This is a genomic window from Caballeronia sp. ATUFL_M2_KS44, from assembly GCF_023630965.1.
GTDB lineage: Bacteria > Pseudomonadota > Gammaproteobacteria > Burkholderiales > Burkholderiaceae > Caballeronia > Caballeronia concitans.
In genome coordinates, this window is record NZ_JALQEA010000028.1 from 64,438 (window position 1) to 84,507 (window position 20,070).

Genomic DNA, 20,070 nt, shown 5'->3' on the forward strand with positions numbered 1-20,070 from the left:
CCTTGGGTTTTTTCCCGAACTTCGGACGGTGAATATTTGCTTTTCGAGATGGCGGAAGCGGTGCTCCCGGTGTCCAGCCTTGAGTGTCGCTTTGAGCAGCGCTCGCGCCCGCCTGCCTCGGTGGCTTCGGATTCTGGGGCGGCTGTGCGGCGGCGATGGTGGCACCAGTCATGAGCGCCAGCGCGACTGCCAGTCTATGTCCAATCATCTTCGTCTCCTTGTATATGGTCCTTCAAGTGCCTCCGTGGCACCATGTCACTGCGCTCGGGTAAGGCATTCCCACAACGGTTCCAACTTATCAAGCCATCGAACATTCAGCACCGTGTTTGCGATTCTCTGAGCCTCGGGGCGCGTCATTGGCACGGCATGGTAGCTGCAGCAGTCGTAGAACTTCTCCCGCAGTTCCGTCTCGGTCATTGGGCTCTCGACGCTCCCGCGCGGACGCTCGACAGTCACGGACGACGTGCCTCCATCCATGGCAACGACTCGGACTGTGCCGGTTAGCGCGGCTTTAAAGTCTCTACTCGTATCAATCCGATAGCTCATCTTCTTCGTCAGAGACAGAAGACGGCTGTCGTTGAGTCGCTCGGTCGCGAAGGTGTCGAGGCCGACTTGCCCAGTTATCAGGGCTGCTGCTGTCGTAAAGGGAATGCTGAACTTCGCGTCGATTGCGGTAGCTGGCCGTTGTTTTTGCTCGAACGGCTCGCACAGCATTTCCGTCAACGGCGAAGCCGTTAGCTCAATTTGCGCCACGCGTTCAGGTGACACGCCTTCCTCGCGAAGCCTCAGCGCGGCTTCAATGAAAGGATACGTGCCGCGGCAGGACGGCCAGAGCTTATAACCTACGTATGCCCCCTCGAAACGCTCGCCGAGCGCATGTCGTATGCAATCACCGTCGAATTGGCCATCCGCGTACATCGCAAACCATCCAGCGCTCCCCTCGAATGGCTGAGCGAATCCGTTAACTCCGTCCCGTGCCAAAAGCGCAGCGACCACTCCGGCCTGCGCAGCAAATCCGTCTCGGACCGCGCGGATGGATGATGCTGCATCGGACTCGAACTGCGAGGTGAGGACTGATTGACTCATCGCGAGTGAGAAGGCAGCGACGACTTGCTCCTGCGTCAGTCGAAGCATGCTCGCTGCCGCGGCAGCGGCACCGAACGCCCCAAGCATAGGCGGGTGATACCAACCCTTGTCATGCGGATTCACTTTCAACGCAAGGCCCAGCCGGCAGACTACGTCTGCACCGACCGCGATTGCAGTCAGGAGGTCCTTGCCAGACGCGCCTGCGAGCATTCCGCTGACTGCCATCGCAGCTGGAATGACCGACGCGTTGGGGTGGAGCACGGCACCGTCATGTGTATCCTCGAAGTCCACCGCATGCGCGAGCGCACCGTTCGCCAGTGCGGCCGCCGTTGCCGGTACTCGCACCCCTGAATCGAGCAACACACTGTGACGGTGACCACCGGAGGCGCGCGCCAAGTTGGAAAAAGGAAGGCAAGCTTCAGCCAGTCCCGTTGCAGCAAACATGACCCCGAGCGCGTCAAGCAAGCTCAATTCCGCAGCACGTACAGCCTCCGCGGGGAGTGCCTCAAAACGGGTCGCGGCAACGTGACGGGCAAGGATGACAGACTCATCCATTGGCGGTCTCCAACTCACTTTTAGAGCCAGCACGGTCCTGCTCTTGTACCAGTCGGAGACGCCCCTCCTGCACCTCGAACGTCACATCGAATCCGGCGAATGCGTTCGCGCGCTTCAGATAGTCCATGACTTGATGAAAGCGTGGGTCTGCCGCCACCAGAAAGCTAGGCCGAGAGTGCGTGCTGATAAAAACAGGAAGCACCGATACGTCGAGCACGTGCCGCTCTCGAATGACAGCTCGAACCGCTACGGTCAATTGCGAATCGGGCGGAAAGGTGTACGAGCAGTTCGGGTCTGGGTTCCAATCCGGGTTAAGGGACTGGATTTCTCTGAAAGCCTTGCTTGCCATTATCTTTGGCGACAGCGGAACATCGAGCGCGAAGTTGCACAGGCTGTAGAAAATCGGCTTGCCGCGGTACACCTCTACGGCCTTCAAGATGTGTGCGTGATGCCCAAGGATGATATCTGCGCCCTCATCGATTGCCGCATGCGCGACCTCGCGCTGGTAGTCCGCAATCGTGAACGGAATGAAGTGAATTCCCCAATGCATTGATACTACGACGACGTCGGCTGACTCGCGGGCAGCCCGAATGTCTGCTCGCATCGTCGCGAGGTCGTCACGGTTCGCATACGTATGGATTCTCGGCGGCGTACCAGGCTGGTCTTTCTCAATCTGCTCGTAAACGGTCCAGGCTCGCATAGGCGCGCACCCGGCGCGATTCTCGTCTGCCCAAAAAGCCTCGGGCAATATGCTGCAGTAGGCCAGGAAGGCAACTCGCGTTCCCTTGCAATCGACGATGACAGGCTTTCGAGCTTCCGCGATGTTCGCACCGGCGCCAACTGGGTAAATGCCGGCGTTGCGCAAGGCCGCGAGCGTATCGTCAAACGCATCGCGCCCCCAATCCATGCAGTGATTGCCGGCCACAGAGACGACATTGAAGCCACATTCGCGCATTGCGTCGGCCGTATCGGGACTCGCTTTCGTCGTATGCCGAACCTGAGGAAGTCGTTGACCGCGGTCGGACAAGTTGACCTCGAGTTGGCAAAAACCGATGTCCACACCACACATGTCTTCACGTACATCGTCAAAGATGCTTGTCGGGTCGTCTCGACAAGGCCCCACATCGCCTACCGCCAGAAGCACGAGGTCGCTATTGACGTCGCTGTTTATCACGATACTCATCGTCCGGCCTCCGGAACTACGACGGCTCCAAGGGGCTTTCTTAGTGGAAGCAACAACACGAAGCCCACAGCCATCGCAGCCGCGAGGAACAGAGTCGGTTGCACGAATGAACCACTGGCCTGGCGCAGCCATCCGATGATGTTGGGACCGATGAGACCCGCACTGTTTCCAACAACATTGATTAGGGCCAATCCTGCGGCTACAGCCGAGCCGCTCAGAAAGCCTAACGGGATGGTCCAGAAGATACCCTGCGCGGCTCCGATGCCACAGCCCGCAATCAAGAGTCCGAGCATGTTGTAAGGCGCCGGCGCACCGGCACCTATCGTCAAACCTACCGCTGCTGCAAACATGCCCCCGCCTACGTGCCAAAGCCGCTCTTGAGCTCGGTCCGAGTGGCGAGCATTGAAGTACATTCCAAGTCCCATCGCAACCCACGGGATGGCACTGAGCAAGCTCACGCCAAAATCGCTCTGTTTCGAGACCTGTTTGAGCACCAAGGGCAGCCAGTAAAGCATGCCAGTGAATCCAAGAATCAGCGAAAACAGTGCTCCCGCAGCGGCCCAGACGCGTGCGCTTAAAAAGACTGAGCGAAGTGACTCGATTCCGCCTGCCGCGCGAACTGTGTTGTGCTCACGTTCAATTTCTTCGGCCAACCATTTCCGCTCGTCATCTGTGAGCCATGACGCTTCGGACGGCCTGTCGGATATGTACCAGAGTGAAATTATGCCTAGCAGCACAGTCGGAATTCCTTCAAGCAGGAACATCCACTGCCAGCCTGCCAGTCCTGCGCCGGAGAATGAGAGGAACCAGCCGGACAGCGGAGCTCCGATAACGACGGAGACCGGCGCTGCAATGAATGTGCTCGAAATCGCCGTTCCGCGGTAGCGCTTCGGGAACCAATTGTTCAGGTAGTAGATGATGGCCGTCCCAAACCCGGCTTCGGCGACGCCGAGGATGAACCGCAGCACAAAGAACATCTCCTTGCTGTTCGTAAATGCCAGTGTTGCAGACGGAAGTCCCCAGAGCACAAGCGAACCTCCGAGCCAGACTTTGATTCCAAGCCTTTTGATGAGCATGGCGCTGGGCAACTGAAACGCGAGATAGCTCACATAAAAGATGCTAACGCCCATCCCGTAGGTCTTGGCGTCAAACCCGAGATGGTTATTCATTTGTAGTGCGGCAAAGCTGATATTTACGCGGTCGAGCGCAAACAGCATGTAAAGCAAAAACACAAAATAGACGATACGAATTCTCAACTTCCGTAACGTAGTCGCTTCTAAGGTCATTCTTGTCTCCTATCTGCAAACACATGGGCAACGGCTGTATGAACGCGCACGTCACGAAAGGTCAGAATCGTGTTCTCAGGCCTATGCGGACTGCTGTCTGGTTGCCCGATGAGGAAGGACCCAACATCCCGATGATGTATGCGTTTGCGGGACCGTCTCCGCTCGCGTGCTGATACAGAACGCTGGCGTAGATACCAGTCCGAGTCGTGATTGAGTAGTCGAGGGTGGCACCGACTTGATGCGCCTTGTTCTCATCAAGCACCTTGTTACCCTGCATGAACTGGTATTCGACGTGCAGGTTCAGCGCGGCGCCCATCGGAAACAGTGCGCCAATTTCGTAAACATCGATGCGTGCACCGTTATCTGTGTTGGCCGTGTTCGTGTAGAGCGCGTCGACGAAGTTTTTCCCAATCGCGTAGCGACCGCCAAAGCCAAAATTTCGAATCCCTTTGCTGCCGTTGGCGATGGTCGGATACTTTTGGTAGGTGTACGCGGCGTCAAGCGCTAGCGGGCCGTTCGCGTAGTCGATACCGAAGCTCTGAGAACTATTCAGGCCGAACGAGCCAGGCTGACCTCCAAAGCCGTACATGGCGCCGGCCGTCAGCCCGTTGATGACCGGACTCTGATACATCACGGAGTTGTTCATCCGGACCGTCCCTGCGGTGCGGTCGAAGTCGAACATTCCGAACGGCCCTGGCGCATTAAGCTTCGCGAACGGCCCTGCCTGCGTCATGAAAGGCGACACGTAGAGAATCATTGGTCCCCAACGTCTGGATGCCAACGAGGTCAGCATGAAGTCGTATTGGTCTCCGGCCGTAACGGTACCCCAGCGGTCATTCTGAATTCCGACCCATGCTTGGTGCGCAAAGATGCCCCCGCCGCTCATTGCACCCGTCCCGAGGTTGTAATAGCCCTCGAGCTTGAATATGGCCTTCGTGCCTCCACCCAAGTCTTCGACGCCCTTGAACCCCCAAGGGTCAGGATTGTTCACACCCGACTGGAAGAATGTGTTGCTGTGCCCGGCCTGATTTGAAGTGTAGGTCAGACCTGCATCAATTGCGCCGTATAAGGTGACGCTGCTCTGCGCGTAAGACGCGCTTCCGTAGAAGGCACACGCCAATAACGCAACTGCTTTCTTTCTCATTGAGTGTCTCCGCCATTTCGCCTATTTCTAATCTTCCCGAACGAGGAATCTGCGAGTTCCCCTGTCCAGTACGTGTCGTCAAGCCTGCCAGCCGTTGCTTCAAATAAATTCGTTAACATTCTTAACGATTGCTATACTAGGACCAACGGTAGGGGTTAGCTAATGTCGAAACTGGATGACACGAATCCAGTTTCGACATATCGGGAAAGCCCCTAGCACGCGGGCCGCGATGTGGTGCAGCAGAACTGATACATCGAGCGGAAACATGAGACATGCCGACCTATATACAACTGCACGACGAACAGTCGTGCCTTGAGCGGTCGGTCGCAGCTTCGGAGACACGTCATGCAAGAAAGTAAAACGGAATCAGAATTCAACCCTCTCTACGAGGAGACTTTTGACAACTCGCATGTGTACTATTCGGAGATGCGAGCCAAGTGCCCCGTTGCACACAGCAACGAGTTCGGTGGATTCTGGGCGCTCTTCAAATATGATGATGTCATCAGGCTACAAGAAGATACCGATTCGTTCAGCACAGCCGAGCAGAACATTGTTCCACGCGTGACTCGAAAGGACGGGCCGCGGCCGCCGCTGCATTTTGACCCGCCGGAGCACGCGACCTTCCGGAATCCAATCAATCGAATTTTTCGTAAATCCCGCATCGACAAACTCGAGACGTCCCTTCAGAACTATGCGAGCGAGCTTTTGGTGCCGCTTGTAAGCAAAGGTCATGCAGACTTTACGAAGGACTTTGCAGAGTACTTTACGGCACACGCCTTCGGCGAAATCCTCTCTCTGCCGCTCGATATGATGCTGCGCGCACGCTCGGTCGGAGTGCGCTACTACCGAGCAACGACTTCAATGAATCAAGAGGAGATGGTTCAAGCGAGCACGGACCTCTACGCGATTGCTCGCGAAATCGTCGATGGGCGCAAGCAAGCCTTGCTCAATCCAGATGAGGACTTGGTATCCGCACTGTTGCTTGCTGGAGAAAGAGGACCGGCCATCTCGGAGAAACTTGTCGTCGCGAGCATCCGCCAAGTTTTGTCCGCAGCCCAAGCGGCACCCGGAGCCGTACTCGGGAGCATCGCGGTGCACCTCGCGCGCGACCAGGAGCTGCAGGCGACGCTTCGGAAGTCACCGGAGTTGCTGCCGCGTGCTGTTGAAGAGTTTCTTCGAATGTACGCACCGTATCGCGTCTTCGCGCGCACGGCCAAACACGATGTCGAAATTGGTGGCCGTCAGATTAAAGCCGGGGAGGCGATTACGATGATGTTCCCGTCTGCCAACCGCGACGAGGCCGTGTTTCCGAATCCGCACGTGTTCGATATGAACCGGCAGCCGAATCGACACATTGCATTTGGGCGCGGAGCGCATCAATGTCCCGCATCTTCACTGGCCCGGCTCGAGTTGCGAATCGGCATCGGCGCGCTTCTGGCGTTGACGAGCTCGTTCAAGCTCGGGGGGGAGGTGAAGATGACTGATTGGGTAGAGTTCGGGCCTTCATCAACGCCTTTGCGACTCTTTCCGAAGAACTAGCGTGATTGGGGCGGTAGGGCAAACAAAGAGGCTTTACTGTCCATAGTCGTTGTACAAGGCAACGACCTCGCCAGGCATGCTCCGCGTCTCGAAGCCGTCGATTATCTTGTCAAAGAGTTCATAGAGCGTTTTCTGCTCCGCATTCGACAGCGGCGACAGAATAAGCTCGTTATGCTGGTCGACGCGCCGGCGAAGCTCGTCCCAGAGCTTTTCGCCCCTCTTCGTGAGCTTGAGCGTATTGATACGTCGGTCCGCAGCCGATTCCTTGCGTATGACCAGGCCTTGCTCCGTCATCCCGCGCAGAGTGACGGTAAGCTGGGACTTCTTGAGCAGCAACGCATCGCACAGCTTTGTCTGGGTGATGCCAGGGTTCAACGCGAGTATTGCGACCACACTGGCATCGCCCGGCAGGATGCCGACCTCATCGAAGATACGTTGGCTTTCACGGCGCACAAAGCCGCGCAGCAATCGGATGGAGAACGGGAAATTAGACCTTAGAAAGCCGTACTGCACGCTTTCTTCTGCTTCCAGTGAATCACTGATAGCCACAGCCGTTCGCGCTTCGTTCTTTCCCTTCATACCGCTCCTCTTTGGTCGGCCGAATCAACATCGACCATCGCCGGACTCCGAAATTGAATATAGCAGAGCAACGGCGTGGGAACATGGGAGAATCCTCGCGGTCAGAACAAGCCAGTACTGCCGCCATCCATGTGTGGCTTCAGACAACCGTATGCGAAATCGTGAAAGGGCGTAGGAATGTTGTGGACGCGTCCTCTCCGACAGATGTGACCGCTTAGGCCATCGAGTTCAAGACGACGGCCTGAGAGCAAATCGTGATGCATCGAAGCAACCATATCGGCCGGTAAGCCTTGAAGCATTTCGACCGCGAATTCTTTGTCAGCGTATGACAAAGGCACGCCCTCGGCGCGACCCACATCGAAAATTTCTCTGATTGACCTTCGAGCGAGCTCTATCAATGTCGGGTCGTGGTAAATCGCTCCCGCGCCCAGTCGCACGAGACAGGTCAATGCAGCGTTGGTCGCCAAGGCTAGGAACTTTTGCCATTGAGCAAGTCTTATATCCTCCGTCTGCTCGATTCGCACGTTCAACGGATTAGGCGCATTGGCGAAGCTTTCGACGAAGGCCTTCAATGTCGCATTCTTTTCAATGGTCGTCGTCCCCACGGTCAACGACGACATGTCCGACAGGTATTTCACTTTGCCTGAAGAGTTCGAGCTTCCGGACACAAACGCGATGCCGCCAATGGCGGTCGAATCGGGCGCAGACATAAGCATCCGCTCGACGCCATCTACTCCGTTTTGCAGGCAGATTGCGACACCAGATGACTCTAATGACACGCGCCACTGGCGAGCGCTCGATGCTGCGTCGTAAAGTTTCACGGTGGACAGCACGATGTCCATATCTATCGCCGTCCGGGGGTCCGAAGTGTGTGACACGCCTCGAACAGGAAACTCGCCGCGAGGACCCGTTAACAGTAGGCCCTCGCGGTCGATACTGCTCTTGCTGGCATCGCGAACACCAAAAGTCACCTGGTGGCCGGCCATCGCAAGCGCTGCTCCGAAGTAGGTACCCACAGCGCCCGCGCCAATGATGAGAATTTTCATGGTGCTCGCCGCCTATGCTCACTGAACAGAGTCGACACCGCTTGGGACAGCGATGCTGAAGCCCTGCGCCGCCGTCCGGTTCACGCTCACCGATACTCGGTCAGGACCAAGCCATGAGAGCTGTGAGGGGGACGTCCCCTGAAGCATTGGCACCATCAGCTCACGCGCACCCTTTCGATAAAGCGGCACGATATCCACGCCGATTACCGCGACGCCTCCGAGTTGCGTGTAGCCGCCAGGGGTATCCATTGCAATCGGAAAGTTCTGTGCTCGTGCGGCTTCGGCGATTTCTTTCCTCAGTGCGTAGGTGTCCGCGCCGAGCAGGCCAATCGCAATCTGACAGTGCTGGTCAACTGCCGACTTGATGGCAGGCTCGATGTCGGCCGCTTTTACTACGGGCATCTTGACCAGCTTCAAGTCACGTCGATTGGCGAGCTCTGACCACTCCGAAAGCAAGCGGATGTGTGTTGCATTTTCCGGATTGAACAACACGCCAAATGTCTTGACCCCGGGTCGAAGCCGACCGAGCCAATCCATCTGCTGTGGGATACCGTCAGGCAGGTAGCTGTATACACCAACAACATTCCCATCTGCTTTCGCGACTTCTCGGGTCAGCCCAGCTTTTACGGGGTCATCCTGAACTGAGATACACAGGACAGGCACGGTTGTGGTCGCGGCCTTCGCCGCAGCACAACCGGGAGATGAGGACACGACCAGGATACTGACGTTTTGGTCGAGGACCTCGCGGACCAAGGCTGGCATTCGCGCCATGTCACCATCAGCCGTTCGGAATACGACGTCGAGCTTACCGCCATCGGAATAGCCCGCCTCGGCAAGCGTGTCAAAAAAAGCCTGGTTTGTAACGGCCATCTTCTGGAATCCACCGGCGCCGGCCACGAAACCGATGCGAGTAGGCGATGAGGTTGCCGTCGGTTTGGTACTGGAGCACGACGATAGACCGATGATGGTTGCGATAAAGCACGCGCGTGTAATAAGCGATTTCACGATAGGACCGCCATGCGAAAGTCACGTTGATGGTTTGCTGCCGGGCTGGAGCCGCCGACAGTCGAGACAGCGAAATAAGCGTCGCGCTCGACTGCCGTCTGTGGCTAATTGCGACCTATTGCGACTAGCTCCTTGACGGAAAATTCCGATGACCTGATAGAAGTGAGCCCACGACCGCATCGAGCGGTCGTGGTCCTCAACGAGCTCAGTGGCTCCGAAAGTTTCGAAATGCGGGAGAGACGACCCGGTCTTCCATAAGCGAACACCGAGTTTGGAACGCCGAATTTAGTGCGCAAAAAAGTCGCACACCATGCGATTAAACTTGTCGGCGTGTTCCCACTGCGCCCAGTGGCCGCACTTGCTGAACACATGGAGCTCAGCGTTCGGCAGACCCCAAACAAGGCGAAGACCGACGTCCAACGGAACGAACCGGTCGTCGCGCCCCCAAATCACCAGCGTCGGTGCTTTGATTTCGGCAAGGCGATGGCCCACGTCCGGGAATTGCTTGGGATTCGCATCGAGGCTCTTCGCGAAGTTTTCGAGATGCTCCTTGCGCGAGAGCATGTTGTCCAGACGCGTCTTGAAGAGGTCTTCCGTGAGATTACTCGTGTCGAACACGAACACATTCATCATGCGCTTCAGGTTTTCGATGGTCGGCTCACGATAGAGCCCGTTCAGCAGCTTGATGCCTTCTGTCGGCATCGGCACAAACTGACTCGGACCGCCAGTCCCGCCACCCATCAAGACGAGCTTGCCAACGCGAGTCGGGTTTGCCAAGGCGAAGGCTACGGCGCTATGACCGCCCATCGAGTTGCCGATGATATGAACCGGGCTCCGGATGTCGAGCACATCGAGCAGACCCTTCAGTGCCTTAGCATTCAGCTCGGAGCGGGAGCCTTTGTTCACAATCGGGTCGCTCTTGCTCCAGCCCGGACAGTCCATCAGCACGACACGGTAGCCCTCTTCAACCAGCGGCTCGAGATTGCGGTTGAAGTTCGCCCACCCGCTCGCGCCGGGGCCTGAGCCATGCAGCATCACCACGGTCTGAGGGCCTTTGCCCATGTCGTTGTAGTGAATCTGCAGGTCGAGGTCACCCTCCTTGATGCGGGCCAACTTGCTCGTACCTGCTTCGGTCAATTCTGTTTGCGTGCTCATTCTCAATGCCTCTGCATTACAGGATTAGTGGAATTCAAGAATGTGAAGCGCACGATGCCGCGGCACATTCCCGAGGTGAAGACTTATGCTTTGCCCAAAACGGCCTCGAGAGCAGCGCGCAGCAACTTCGAAGCTTCGGCGGTATCGAAGACGTTCGCGCTTTGACGCCAAGCAACATATCCGTCCGGACGCACAAGCAGCGCTCCAGCTTCTGCGATATCTCTCTGACGCTGCCAATCGCAGTACGGGTCTTGATAGCGTTCAGAGCCGACGACGACGGTTTTGAGAAAGGGAAGGTCCAACTTCGCAACAGCGTCAGCCCAAGCCGTGCCGCCAACGCCAGTCACAAGAGTGAACTTTCCTTTGCCCACGACATCGAGGGTCGAGATTCGGTCGCCAGCCTTATTCACCAGCCAGGCATGCGGCAACTTCGCACCCGGGCGCGTCGTCGGCTGCAGATAAAGCTCGGGGTCTCGCGCCCACGCCTCCGGCGCTGACCCATCGTCGACGACGGCGCTTGACGAATAGCGCTGGTTCATTTCGACTCCTTGAGCATTAAATTCCTTGTTTTTCAATTCGAGCGCCTCCTGTGCGGCAGCGCGCGCTTTCATGCCCTCGGGACCAGGGTCTTTGAATCGTGCGATACCGGCAGCGACGGGGTTCTCTGCTCCGTCGACGCTGAATACCGCTTTGATGGGCGCGTAGTCTTTCCGGGACTGATTCGCGCGGAGCACAATCTGCTTTCCGACCGGTGCTCGCTCGTCCGAATAGGTCTCAAGTAACTGCGGAGTTGCGTAGCCGTTCAAGACATAGGCCAACTTCCAAGCTAAGTTAAAGGCGTCTTGCACGCAGGTGTTCAAACCGAGACCGCTAGATGGCGGATGCCGGTGGGTCGCATCGCCGCCGCAGAATGCGCGGCCGCGCGAATAGGAAGTGGCGTATGCCTGATTGACGTACCAAACCGACTTTCGAACGATTTCGACCTCGACATTAGGGTCACCGACGAGGACTCGAATCTTTTCGAGCACCGTTTCCTCGCTCAAATCCGGGTCGCCCTTCGAAATATCGAACCCCCAGCCGGCAATCCATTGGGTCCACGGCTTGACCGCGCGCAAAAGACCCAGACCGATTTCGCCGAAGCTGGCGTGCGGGCTTACAATCCAGTGCAGGATGCTGGGACGATGCTGCACGTACTGCGAGAGGTCAGCATTAAAGATGACGTACGCCGTGCCGGCACGCGCCATTTCGCCTTCAATCTTCAGGTCGAGTTCTTCGAGCACCTTCGAGCGCGCACCGTCGGCGCCGACCAAGTACTTGGCGCGCATCGTGTATTCGCGTCCGGACAGACGGTCCTGCAGCTGCGCAATCACGCCATCCGCGTCCTGGGTGTGACCCAGATACTCGGTGTTCGGAGAAAATCCGGCGCCGCGCTTTGCTGCGTTGTTTAGCAGAATCGGTTCCATATTCGGCTGGGTGATGTCGACTATCGGACAGGGACTTCCCTTCACGTAATCGCCGTGGCGCTCCTCGCCGGTTCCCCAAGCACGGTGCCGAATGAGCTCCTCCCCTGCCAACGAAGTCGTGAAGAGGCTGTCGCCCATCTGGTCCCAAGCCGTCGAATTGCGGATGACATCCTCTTCGATGTCGAGGTCTCGGTACACCTCCATGGTTCGTTGATTGGTGATGTGGGCTCGCGGGGTGTCGGCCAACCAGTTCCAGCGCGAAATAATGTGCGAGCGAATACCGTAGGTTGCTAAGGCCAGTGCAGTTGTGGCGCCCATAGGGCCCGACCCAATAATAATTACGTCGGTATCGAATTCAGTGGAGGTGTCCATAGTCTCTTCCTGTACGTCTTAAAAGTTCTTGAAAACTGCATCCATGGCCACTTGCCACTGGTTGCACGCACGCTTACACAGCGGATGTGCCGTCTTTACCCTGGCTTGGGCACCGTTGCGGAGATACGCCGCAAGGATGCTCATGTCGTTACACCTGTCCGAGACCGTCGAGGTGCTTGTCTCTCACTCGGACGGCTCGCTCCGGGAAAGCGAAGGCGATACAGAGCGCGCCGATAGCAGACAGGATTGCGATGGCAATAACGCCGCCGTAAAGGCTTCCCGTCACCGTCTTGATGTAGCCGAGGAGCGGCGGACTTGCGAAGGCGCCGATATTGCCGAGGGTGCTGATGAAGGCAAGGGCTACGGGAGCCGCTTTTTGGCTGAGATAGCCAGGGGGAATAGACCAAATCAAGGGACCACTCGCGCCGGTCGCGAAGCTGGTAACGGCGAATGCAGTCAGCATCAGTGCGAGGTTCTTGGTCGACATGGCCGCGAGGAGCCCGAGAGCTATCAGGCAGAAGCAGAGCGCGAGATGCCAACGCCGCTCCTTGAGCTTGTCGGAACTCCAGCTCAGGACGACAGCGCCGACGAAGCCCATCCCTAGCGGAATCGCTGTCAGCAGGCCGACATTGACCAAAGATGCGACGCCGCTTTCTTTAACAATGGTCGGCAACCAGAAGAACAGCAGGTAGTTGCTGCAGATAGCCGTGAAGAAGAGGAATGCGACCAAGTAGTTCAGCGGGTTGGCGAGAATCTGGCGAACAAGGCCCGCAGAATGGTCAGCTTGAACGACCACCTCCGACGCGAGGTCAGCCTTGACAGCAGCTTTCTCTTCGTCGGTCAGCCACTCCGCGTCATCGAGCCGGTCACGGAGCACGAAGAACGTGACAATCCCAAGCACGCATGCAGGCAGGCCTTCGACAATGAAGACCCACTTCCATCCAGCCAGACCCCATACGCCGTTAAGTGCAGAGAGAATCCAACCCGTAATCGGCGCAGCAATCGCGCCGGCGGCGGCGTTCGCAACGAAAATGACAGCCGTAACACGAGCACGCATCGCTGAGGGAAACCAGTACGTCAGATAAAGCACGATGCCAGGAAGGAAGCCGGCCTCGAAGGCGCCGACTAAGAGGCGCAAAGTGATGAGGTGACCGACGCTTGAGATAAAGGCTGTCGCCGCAGTGGCCAATCCCCACAAAAACATGATTCGGACAAACGTCTTCCGGGCACCCCACTTAGAAAGGAATAAGTTGCTCGGAATTTCGCACAGCGCGTAGGTGATGAAGAATGCACCCGCTGCGATGCCGTACCACGTGGCATCGATATGCAGTGATTCGCTCATTTGTAGCTTGGTAAAGCCGATGTTGATACGGTCGATGAATGCAACGCCGTAACACACAAAAAGCAACGGAATGATGTGCCACCAGATTTTTCGGTACGCCGTGCGCTTAACGCCATCGGGGACGTACTTCGGACTCAGCATGCTGCTCATGTCTTCCTCCAAACGGATTCTCTTTATTTCTTTTTATGTTCTGTACGCCTGGCCTTGAAGCCAGGCGCTCTCTTCACAACGGGCAGTTAGGCCGCTGCCTCCTGCTTTTGACGGGCAAGGTCGAGTGCGACGTCGACAATCATGTCTTCCTGACCACCGACCATCTTTCGGCGACCCAATTCAATGAGAATCGTTCGAGTGTCGAGGCCGTACTCTTTAGCCGCTGCCTCTGCGTGGCGAAGAAAGCTCGAGTACACACCGGCATATCCGAGGCTCAGCGTTTCACGGTCAACGCGAACCGGACGGTCCTGGAGTGGGCGTACGATTTCCTCAGCGGCGTCCATCAGCGCATAGAGGTCCGTGCCGTGACTCCAGCCATGCGCGTCAGCTGCGGCGATGAATACTTCGAGGGGAGCGTTGCCGGCACCAGCGCCCATTCCAGTCAAACTAGCGTCCACACGAATCGCGCCGTTCTGGACCGCGACAATCGAATTGGCGACGCCGAGAGAAAGGTTGTGGTGTGCGTGAATGCCGCGTTGAGTTTCGGGTTTAAGGACCTTGTCGTAAGCCCGGAAGCGTGCAGCCGTGTCGTCCATCGTCATTGCTCCACCGGAATCCGTCACGTAGACGCAGTGAGCGCCGTAGGACTCCATCAGCTTCGCTTGCTCGGCCAGCTTTTCCGGTGGGGCCATATGCGACATCATCAGGAACCCCGAGACGTCCATGCCCAACGAGCGCGCGTACTCGATGTGCTGCTTCGACACATCGGCTTCGGTGCAATGCGTTGCGACACGTACCGAGCGAACTCCGATTTCGTAGGCGCGCTTCAGGTCATGTGCTGTTCCGATTCCCGGAATAAGGAGCGTCGTGAGCTTCGAGTGCTGAATGACCTCGGCGACTGCTTCAATCCACGCCCAGTCGGTATTCGAACCGAAGCCGTAGTTAAAGCTGGAGCCGGCCAGACCGTCGCCATGCGCGACTTCGATGGCGTCGACCTTTGCGAGGTCAAGCGCTTTCGCAATCGTGCGAACCTGGTCCAGGCTGTACTGGTGACGGATGGCATGCATGCCATCGCGCAAAGTCACGTCCTGGATATACAACTTGGAATTGGTTTCGTTGCTCACAGCGCCTCCGCTTTGCTGTTCTCATGCGACTGGCGGCGCACGATGCGCTCTGCGGTCGAAAGCGCCGCAGATGTCATGATGTCGAGATTGCCCGCGTAAGCTGGCAGATAGTGGGCAGCGCCTTCGACCTCGAGGAATACCGTCACCTTCATGCCGACAAAGGTCTGGTCCATTTCTGGAATGAAGAGCGGGTTGTCCTTCGTATAACGGTGGAACTGGACACGCTGTTTCAGGCGATAGCCCGGCACATATGCGCGAACCTTGTCGACCGTGGATTGAATAGACGCTTCAATCGTGTTTTCGTCGGCGCCTTCGCAAAGGCAGTAGACCGTGTCGCGCATGATGAGCGGAGGCTCAGCGGGGTTCAAAACGATGACGGCCTTGCCACGCTTCGCACCTCCGACTCGCTCAATGGCTTGCGAGGTCGTCTCGGTGAATTCGTCGATGTTTGCGCGCGTACCGGGGCCAGCCGAGCGTGAAGAGATGGACGCCACGATTTCTGCGTAGTGAACGGTCGCGACAGCGCTGACTGCAGCAACAATAGGAATCGTCGCTTGGCCGCCGCATGTCACCATGTTGACGTTCGGCGCATCGAGATTCGCTTCCCCGTTGACACATGGCACCGTGTACGGGCCGATTGCTGCAGGTGTCAAGTCAATAACGCGCTTGCCGTGCGACTGCAGAACTGCATCATGCTTCTTGTGCGCCCCGGCAGAAGTCGCGTCGAAGACGACCTGGATTTCATTGAAGTTCGGCATCTTGACGAGACCGTCAATGCCTTCTGCTGTGGTCGGAACACCCATGCGTGCAGCACGCTTGAGACCGTCCGACTCGGGGTCGATGCCGACGAAAGCGCCCATCTCGAGGACATCGGAAAGACGGAGGACTTTAATCATCAAATCGGTGCCGATGTTGCCGGACCCAATGATGGCTACTTTGGTTTTGGACATGAGCTAACCTCGTTAAACGAATTTCGCCGTGACTTCGCCGAGCCCCGACATCTGAGCGACAAAGGTGTCGCCGACGGAAACCGGAACCATCGGTCCCAGGGCGCCGGTAAGCACGACATCACCGGCTTTCAGAGGTCGCCCACGGCGAGCGACTTCACCCGCGAGCCACACTGCTGCATTGAGGGGATGACCCAGGCATGCCGCGCCGCTGCCGGCGGATACGACATTCGGACCAGTGCTGGCTTCGTCGTTCGCCCGTTCGCGGGTCATCTTCATTTGTAGTCCCCGCAGGTCGAGGTCTTCGATTCTTCGAGCTGGTCCGCCAAGGACGTACATTCCGGACGAAGCGTTATCTGCGACGGTATCGAAAATGCGGATGTCCCATTTCGATACGCGGCTGCCAACAATCTCGAGAGCAGGAACGACGTATTGCGTAGCGCGGATGATGTCCGCGACAGTGGGGGATTCGAGATTGATGTCCTCGCTGAGGATGAGCGCAACCTCTGCTTCGACTTTCGGCTGATGAAGGCGGCTGACTTCGATGGGTTCGTCTTCGCCGACAGCCATGTCGGCGAACAGCATCCCGAAGTCCGGTTGGTCGACGCCGAGTTGCGCCTGAACGACCTTGGATGTAAGTCCAATCTTGCGACCGACCAATCGGCGGCCTTTCGATTCGTAGAACCGCGTATTCGCGTCCTGAATGGCGTAGGCGGTGTCGATGTCGTTTTGCGCGACGCGGTCACGCAGCGGGGAAACCGTTTCCCCGGTTTCGAAGCAACGGCGTAGTTCTGCCGCAAGTGCTTCGACATCTACGGTGCCAGAGGCGGGCGTTTCAAGAGTTGCATCAGACATGGATTTTCCTTCGTGATATTCGCGTTGACTCAGGACACGGCGTCTACTTCGAGCGGGTGGTATGTCCCTCGCCAATGAAGCAGCGGCGACTTGTTCGACACATGGGCGCTGATGACTCGACCGATGAAAATTGTGTGGTCACCGGCTTCGACTTGTCGTTCAAGGCTGCATTGAATCCAGCCGAGGCAACCCGATACGAGTGGCAGTCCTTCTATGCCCTCGTACGATTCGACGAGTGCGAATCGGTCCAAGGGCTTGCAAAATGTGCGCGATACTTCCTCTTGGTCAGCGGCCAGGATGTTGACGGCGAAGTGGCTTGCCTGGCTGAAGATGGGATACGAGAACGACCGAGTGGTAAGGCTCCATTGAATGAGCGGGGGCTCGAGCGACAGCGACGAAAACGAACTCACCGTTGCGCCATAAGGTTTGCCCTCCGCGTCTCGAGTCGACATCACCGTGATGCCCGTGGCGAAATGACCAAGCGCATGCCGGAAGGCCACGCCATCCGCTTCGAGGCTCCGCGTCTCGCCGTGATTACTGGATTCCGACATGTTTCTCTCCGTCATCGAACGAGTTGCTGCTAGCCTTTTCTTCAGTTCAGTTCCGCTTCCAGTTCGGCTCTTCTCTGCGTCGCGGCGACGGTTGGCTCAACGGGGTCTCCGGCCAATTCAAGAGCCTTGTCGACCAAACGCTGCATGTCGGGATTGCGGCTGCCTGCGAAGTAGTTCATTGCGAGGTTGCGTACCGGGTCGCCTGCGTAGTAACGCTCGTACTGGACCAGTCGCTGGCCGAACGCCTCGCCGGCCAAATCCCACGCGAGCTTGAAGAGCTTCACGCGCTCGACCGAAGGCATGCCGCCTGCGCCTTGGTAGTACAACGCGAGGTCATCGGACAGTTCAGGGGCACGGAAATCGGCGCCGCTCGGCATGAGCATGAAGCCGCCAGCACCGATGGTCTGCAGCACTTCGACCACGCGGGGATAGGCGTACGGCAGCATGGTGCGGATTGCCTGCAGCGGTGCGAGCGAAGGCCGAACCGTGCCTACGTCGGATGGCTCGGATTCGTACTCCGAGCGGACCAAGGCGCTTTTCACCTGTTCGACGTACCCGATGAGCTCGCCCAGCATCTGCTGGACGTGCAGGAACTGGTCGGCCTTGATGGATTTCGCGACAGCGATGGCAAGCCCGACCGAGAACTGCATCTTGACTAACGCACGCGTGTTGGTCTGGTGCGCAGTATGGTTACGCAGTGCTGTGTGCGAGTACAGTTGATTCGACAGCTCTACCTGGCGGTAGCAGAAAACACGGTCCCACGGCACGAAGACATTGTCGAAGATGAGCAGCGAGTCGTTCTCTTCGAAGCGCGTTGACAGCGGGTGGTCATAGGTGTCGTGGTGCTCGACGTAATACGGGTCGCGTGAGATTTGACGCAAGCCCTGAATGTCCGTGGGCACCGCGAAGATGAGCGCGTGGTCCTCGTCGCCTGCCTTGAATTGCGGCAGGTTGTACATAATCATCTCGTCCGAGACCGGCCCGAGGGTCGCAATCATACGGGCGCCACTAACGTAAATGCCTTCGTTCGTTTCCTTCACGACACGCAGGTGCATGTTGGCCTGCTCGGAGGACTGCTTCGAGCGGTCGTTCTGAGGCGTGATGAGCGCGTGGCTGAGGAACAGGTCGTTGTCGCGAATGTACTCGTAGTACTTCACGATGTTCTTACCAAAGCGTTCACCGCCCTTTGCGAAATCCTTCTGGGCTTCCCAGAAGGCGAGCAACGTGACATTCATGAAGTCTGGCGAACGGCCCATCAGACCAAAGTTCGTTTCGGCCCAGATGCGGTACGCTTCACGACGCTTGCGCAAGTCCTCTGCGGACGTTGCTGGCATGAACGCCAAACCTGCTCGCTCACCCGTTTCCGGCACAACGTAGGTCACCTGGTCTTGTAATTCCGGGTCGTGCTGCGTGTCGTACAACGCTGCGAGCTGTTCGACCGCGCCCTTGAACGCCGGATGCGTCGTGACGTCGGTGACGCGTTCTCCACGGACCCAAACGTCACGCGGACGGTTCTTCAATCCATCGATGAACTGTTGACCTGTACGGATACCCATGCCGTTATCTCCTGTTTATGTGCTCGTGCGTTATGCGCTGTTTGCTTTCGGTTCCGCGAACATCATCGCCATGCCGGCAATCCAGCCTTGAATGGCTTCGTAGTAAAGAAGGTCGGCTTGATAACGCCCTTGAACCGACAGAGCCGCGAAAGCCGCAACCCATGCGAGTACCTCCGGGCCGCCGCGGCCCGCCTTGGCACGAATCTCTGTCATAGGGATGTTGTCGAAAGCCTCGAGGTTGCCGCTTTGCAATTGCTCGATGAAAGACGCGTCCCACGCCGGGTCGACCGGAAGAATTTCCGTCGTACCTGTCGCCGCTCGCGCTCCGGCCGCAAGCACCCGCTCGACGCGCGCGTTCTGGACTTCCTTCGACGGGTGACGACCACTGATAAGGCGTTCCTTCACCTCGTCGGGGGCGGTAACGATGCTCGGTGTGGGCGGGTCATGGGACAGACCGCCAGAGGCAGAAATTAGAACTCGCTTGCCGGAGGCCAACGCCCACCTGCCAACTGCTTCGCCGAGCAGCCGCGCACGCTTAAAGGTAGGCAGCGGAGGTGCCGCGCAATTGATAAAAATGGGAATCGTCGGAAACCGATTGAAGTTTCCGAACATGCGCTCCCAGATTTGCACGAAGCCGTGGTCCACTTCCATGCGATACGAGACTGCGACATCCAAGCCGTCATGGAGAAGCGTCTCGCCGAGCTGCAGCGCTTCATCCGACATGACGTGAAGCGGACCTTCCGATGTGTCCCAATCACCAAGGGAGTTCGCGTTAATGCCGACGCAGAAGCTCGGCATGACTTCGTAGAAGAAGCCGTTGAAGTGGTCCGGCGCAAACTGAATGAGCATGTCGGGCGCAAACGCCTCTGCTCGTTCCGCCAAAGCCTTGAAGCCTCGCTTCACCTCGGCTCGGACTCCGTCTGTCGCCACTCCGTCTTGCATCAGCGGCGTATGGGATGCACACAGGACTGCCAGTGTCACGGCTCGTCTCCTAATTTCATGTTTGTTATTCACACCAACGCTCACGAAGGTGTGCCGCAGAGTCCAACTCACGAGGAAGCGGTTCTGCTTGAAACCATGGAGAAATAGTAGCGAGGCGCTTGTTATCCGAATAATGCGATTTTTATATAAA

At 57.5% G+C, this 20,070-nt stretch carries 17 protein-coding genes; 1 reads left to right on the forward strand and 16 read right to left on the reverse strand.

All coding sequences use genetic code 11. The annotated features are described in order from the left end of the window. Positions 1–255: 255 nt before the first annotated feature. The 4 genes from NCR39_RS12940 to NCR39_RS12955 all read right to left on the reverse strand — a co-directional run bounded on the left by NCR39_RS12940 (position 256) and on the right by NCR39_RS12955 (position 5,254). Positions 256–1,641, reverse strand: coding sequence for an MmgE/PrpD family protein (locus tag NCR39_RS12940; RefSeq protein ID WP_250452522.1), 1,386 nt, complete (start codon positions 1,639–1,641; stop codon positions 256–258). Continuing rightward, positions 1,634–2,824, reverse strand: coding sequence for a CapA family protein (locus NCR39_RS12945; protein ID WP_250452523.1), 1,191 nt, complete (start codon positions 2,822–2,824; stop codon positions 1,634–1,636). The genes NCR39_RS12940 and NCR39_RS12945 overlap by 8 nt, the downstream gene beginning before the upstream one ends. Then, the gene (locus NCR39_RS12950) at positions 2,821–4,110 is read right to left on the reverse strand and encodes an MFS transporter (protein ID WP_250452524.1); all 1,290 of its coding nucleotides are present in this window, start codon (positions 4,108–4,110) and stop codon (positions 2,821–2,823) included. Before NCR39_RS12950 ends, NCR39_RS12945 begins: the two co-directional genes overlap by 4 nt. A 61-nt stretch (positions 4,111–4,171) precedes the next feature. Then, positions 4,172–5,254: a porin gene (locus NCR39_RS12955; RefSeq protein WP_250452525.1), complete on the reverse strand. Its 1,083-nt coding sequence runs from the start codon at positions 5,252–5,254 to the stop codon at positions 4,172–4,174. Positions 5,255–5,599: 345 nt separating this feature from the next. Here NCR39_RS12955 and NCR39_RS12960 point away from each other — a divergent pair, with 345 nt between their 5' ends. Beyond that, the gene (locus NCR39_RS12960) at positions 5,600–6,793 is read left to right on the forward strand and encodes a cytochrome P450 (protein ID WP_250452526.1); all 1,194 of its coding nucleotides are present in this window, start codon (positions 5,600–5,602) and stop codon (positions 6,791–6,793) included. Positions 6,794–6,826: 33 nt separating this feature from the next. Here NCR39_RS12960 and NCR39_RS12965 read toward each other — a convergent pair whose 3' ends face one another. From NCR39_RS12965 to NCR39_RS13020, 12 genes are all read right to left on the reverse strand, one after another. After that, positions 6,827–7,372 carry a MarR family winged helix-turn-helix transcriptional regulator gene (locus NCR39_RS12965; RefSeq protein WP_250452527.1) on the reverse strand — a complete coding sequence of 182 codons (546 nt, stop codon included), beginning with the start codon at positions 7,370–7,372 and terminating at the stop codon, positions 6,827–6,829. Between the two features lie 101 nt (positions 7,373–7,473). Beyond that, positions 7,474–8,418 (reverse strand): ketopantoate reductase family protein, encoded by a 945-nt coding sequence (locus NCR39_RS12970; protein WP_250452528.1) that lies wholly within the window; start codon positions 8,416–8,418, stop codon positions 7,474–7,476. 18 nt (positions 8,419–8,436) lie between these two features. Continuing rightward, complete coding sequence (locus tag NCR39_RS12975) at positions 8,437–9,423, reverse strand: ABC transporter substrate binding protein (protein ID WP_250452529.1); 987 nt, start codon at positions 9,421–9,423, stop codon at positions 8,437–8,439. 285 nt (positions 9,424–9,708) lie between these two features. Further along, entirely contained in the window at positions 9,709–10,578 is an 870-nt protein-coding gene (locus NCR39_RS12980) for an alpha/beta fold hydrolase (protein WP_250452530.1), read from the reverse strand. Between the two features lie 83 nt (positions 10,579–10,661). Further along, positions 10,662–12,413: an FAD-dependent monooxygenase gene (locus NCR39_RS12985; protein WP_250452531.1), complete on the reverse strand. Its 1,752-nt coding sequence runs from the start codon at positions 12,411–12,413 to the stop codon at positions 10,662–10,664. 148 nt (positions 12,414–12,561) lie between these two features. Further along, on the reverse strand, positions 12,562–13,905 hold the full coding sequence (locus NCR39_RS12990; protein WP_250452532.1) for an MFS transporter: 1,344 nt from the start codon (positions 13,903–13,905) through the stop codon (positions 12,562–12,564). Positions 13,906–13,991: 86 nt separating this feature from the next. Beyond that, complete coding sequence (gene dmpG, locus NCR39_RS12995) at positions 13,992–15,029, reverse strand: 4-hydroxy-2-oxovalerate aldolase (protein ID WP_350029671.1); 1,038 nt, start codon at positions 15,027–15,029, stop codon at positions 13,992–13,994. Next, complete coding sequence (locus NCR39_RS13000; RefSeq protein ID WP_250452533.1) at positions 15,026–15,979, reverse strand: acetaldehyde dehydrogenase (acetylating); 954 nt, start codon at positions 15,977–15,979, stop codon at positions 15,026–15,028. The genes dmpG and NCR39_RS13000 overlap by 4 nt, the downstream gene beginning before the upstream one ends. A 12-nt stretch (positions 15,980–15,991) precedes the next feature. Continuing rightward, on the reverse strand, positions 15,992–16,831 hold the full coding sequence (gene mhpD, locus NCR39_RS13005; protein WP_250452534.1) for a 2-keto-4-pentenoate hydratase: 840 nt from the start codon (positions 16,829–16,831) through the stop codon (positions 15,992–15,994). 29 nt (positions 16,832–16,860) lie between these two features. Then, complete coding sequence (locus tag NCR39_RS13010) at positions 16,861–17,382, reverse strand: flavin reductase family protein (RefSeq protein ID WP_250452535.1); 522 nt, start codon at positions 17,380–17,382, stop codon at positions 16,861–16,863. Between the two features lie 41 nt (positions 17,383–17,423). Further along, positions 17,424–18,938, reverse strand: a complete 1,515-nt coding sequence (locus NCR39_RS13015; protein ID WP_250452536.1) for a 4-hydroxyphenylacetate 3-hydroxylase family protein — start codon at positions 18,936–18,938, stop codon at positions 17,424–17,426. A 30-nt stretch (positions 18,939–18,968) separates the two neighbouring features. Continuing rightward, a complete protein-coding gene (locus tag NCR39_RS13020; RefSeq protein WP_250452537.1) occupies positions 18,969–19,919 on the reverse strand; it encodes a 3-carboxyethylcatechol 2,3-dioxygenase in 951 nt (316 codons plus the stop codon). Positions 19,920–20,070 lie beyond the last annotated feature (151 nt).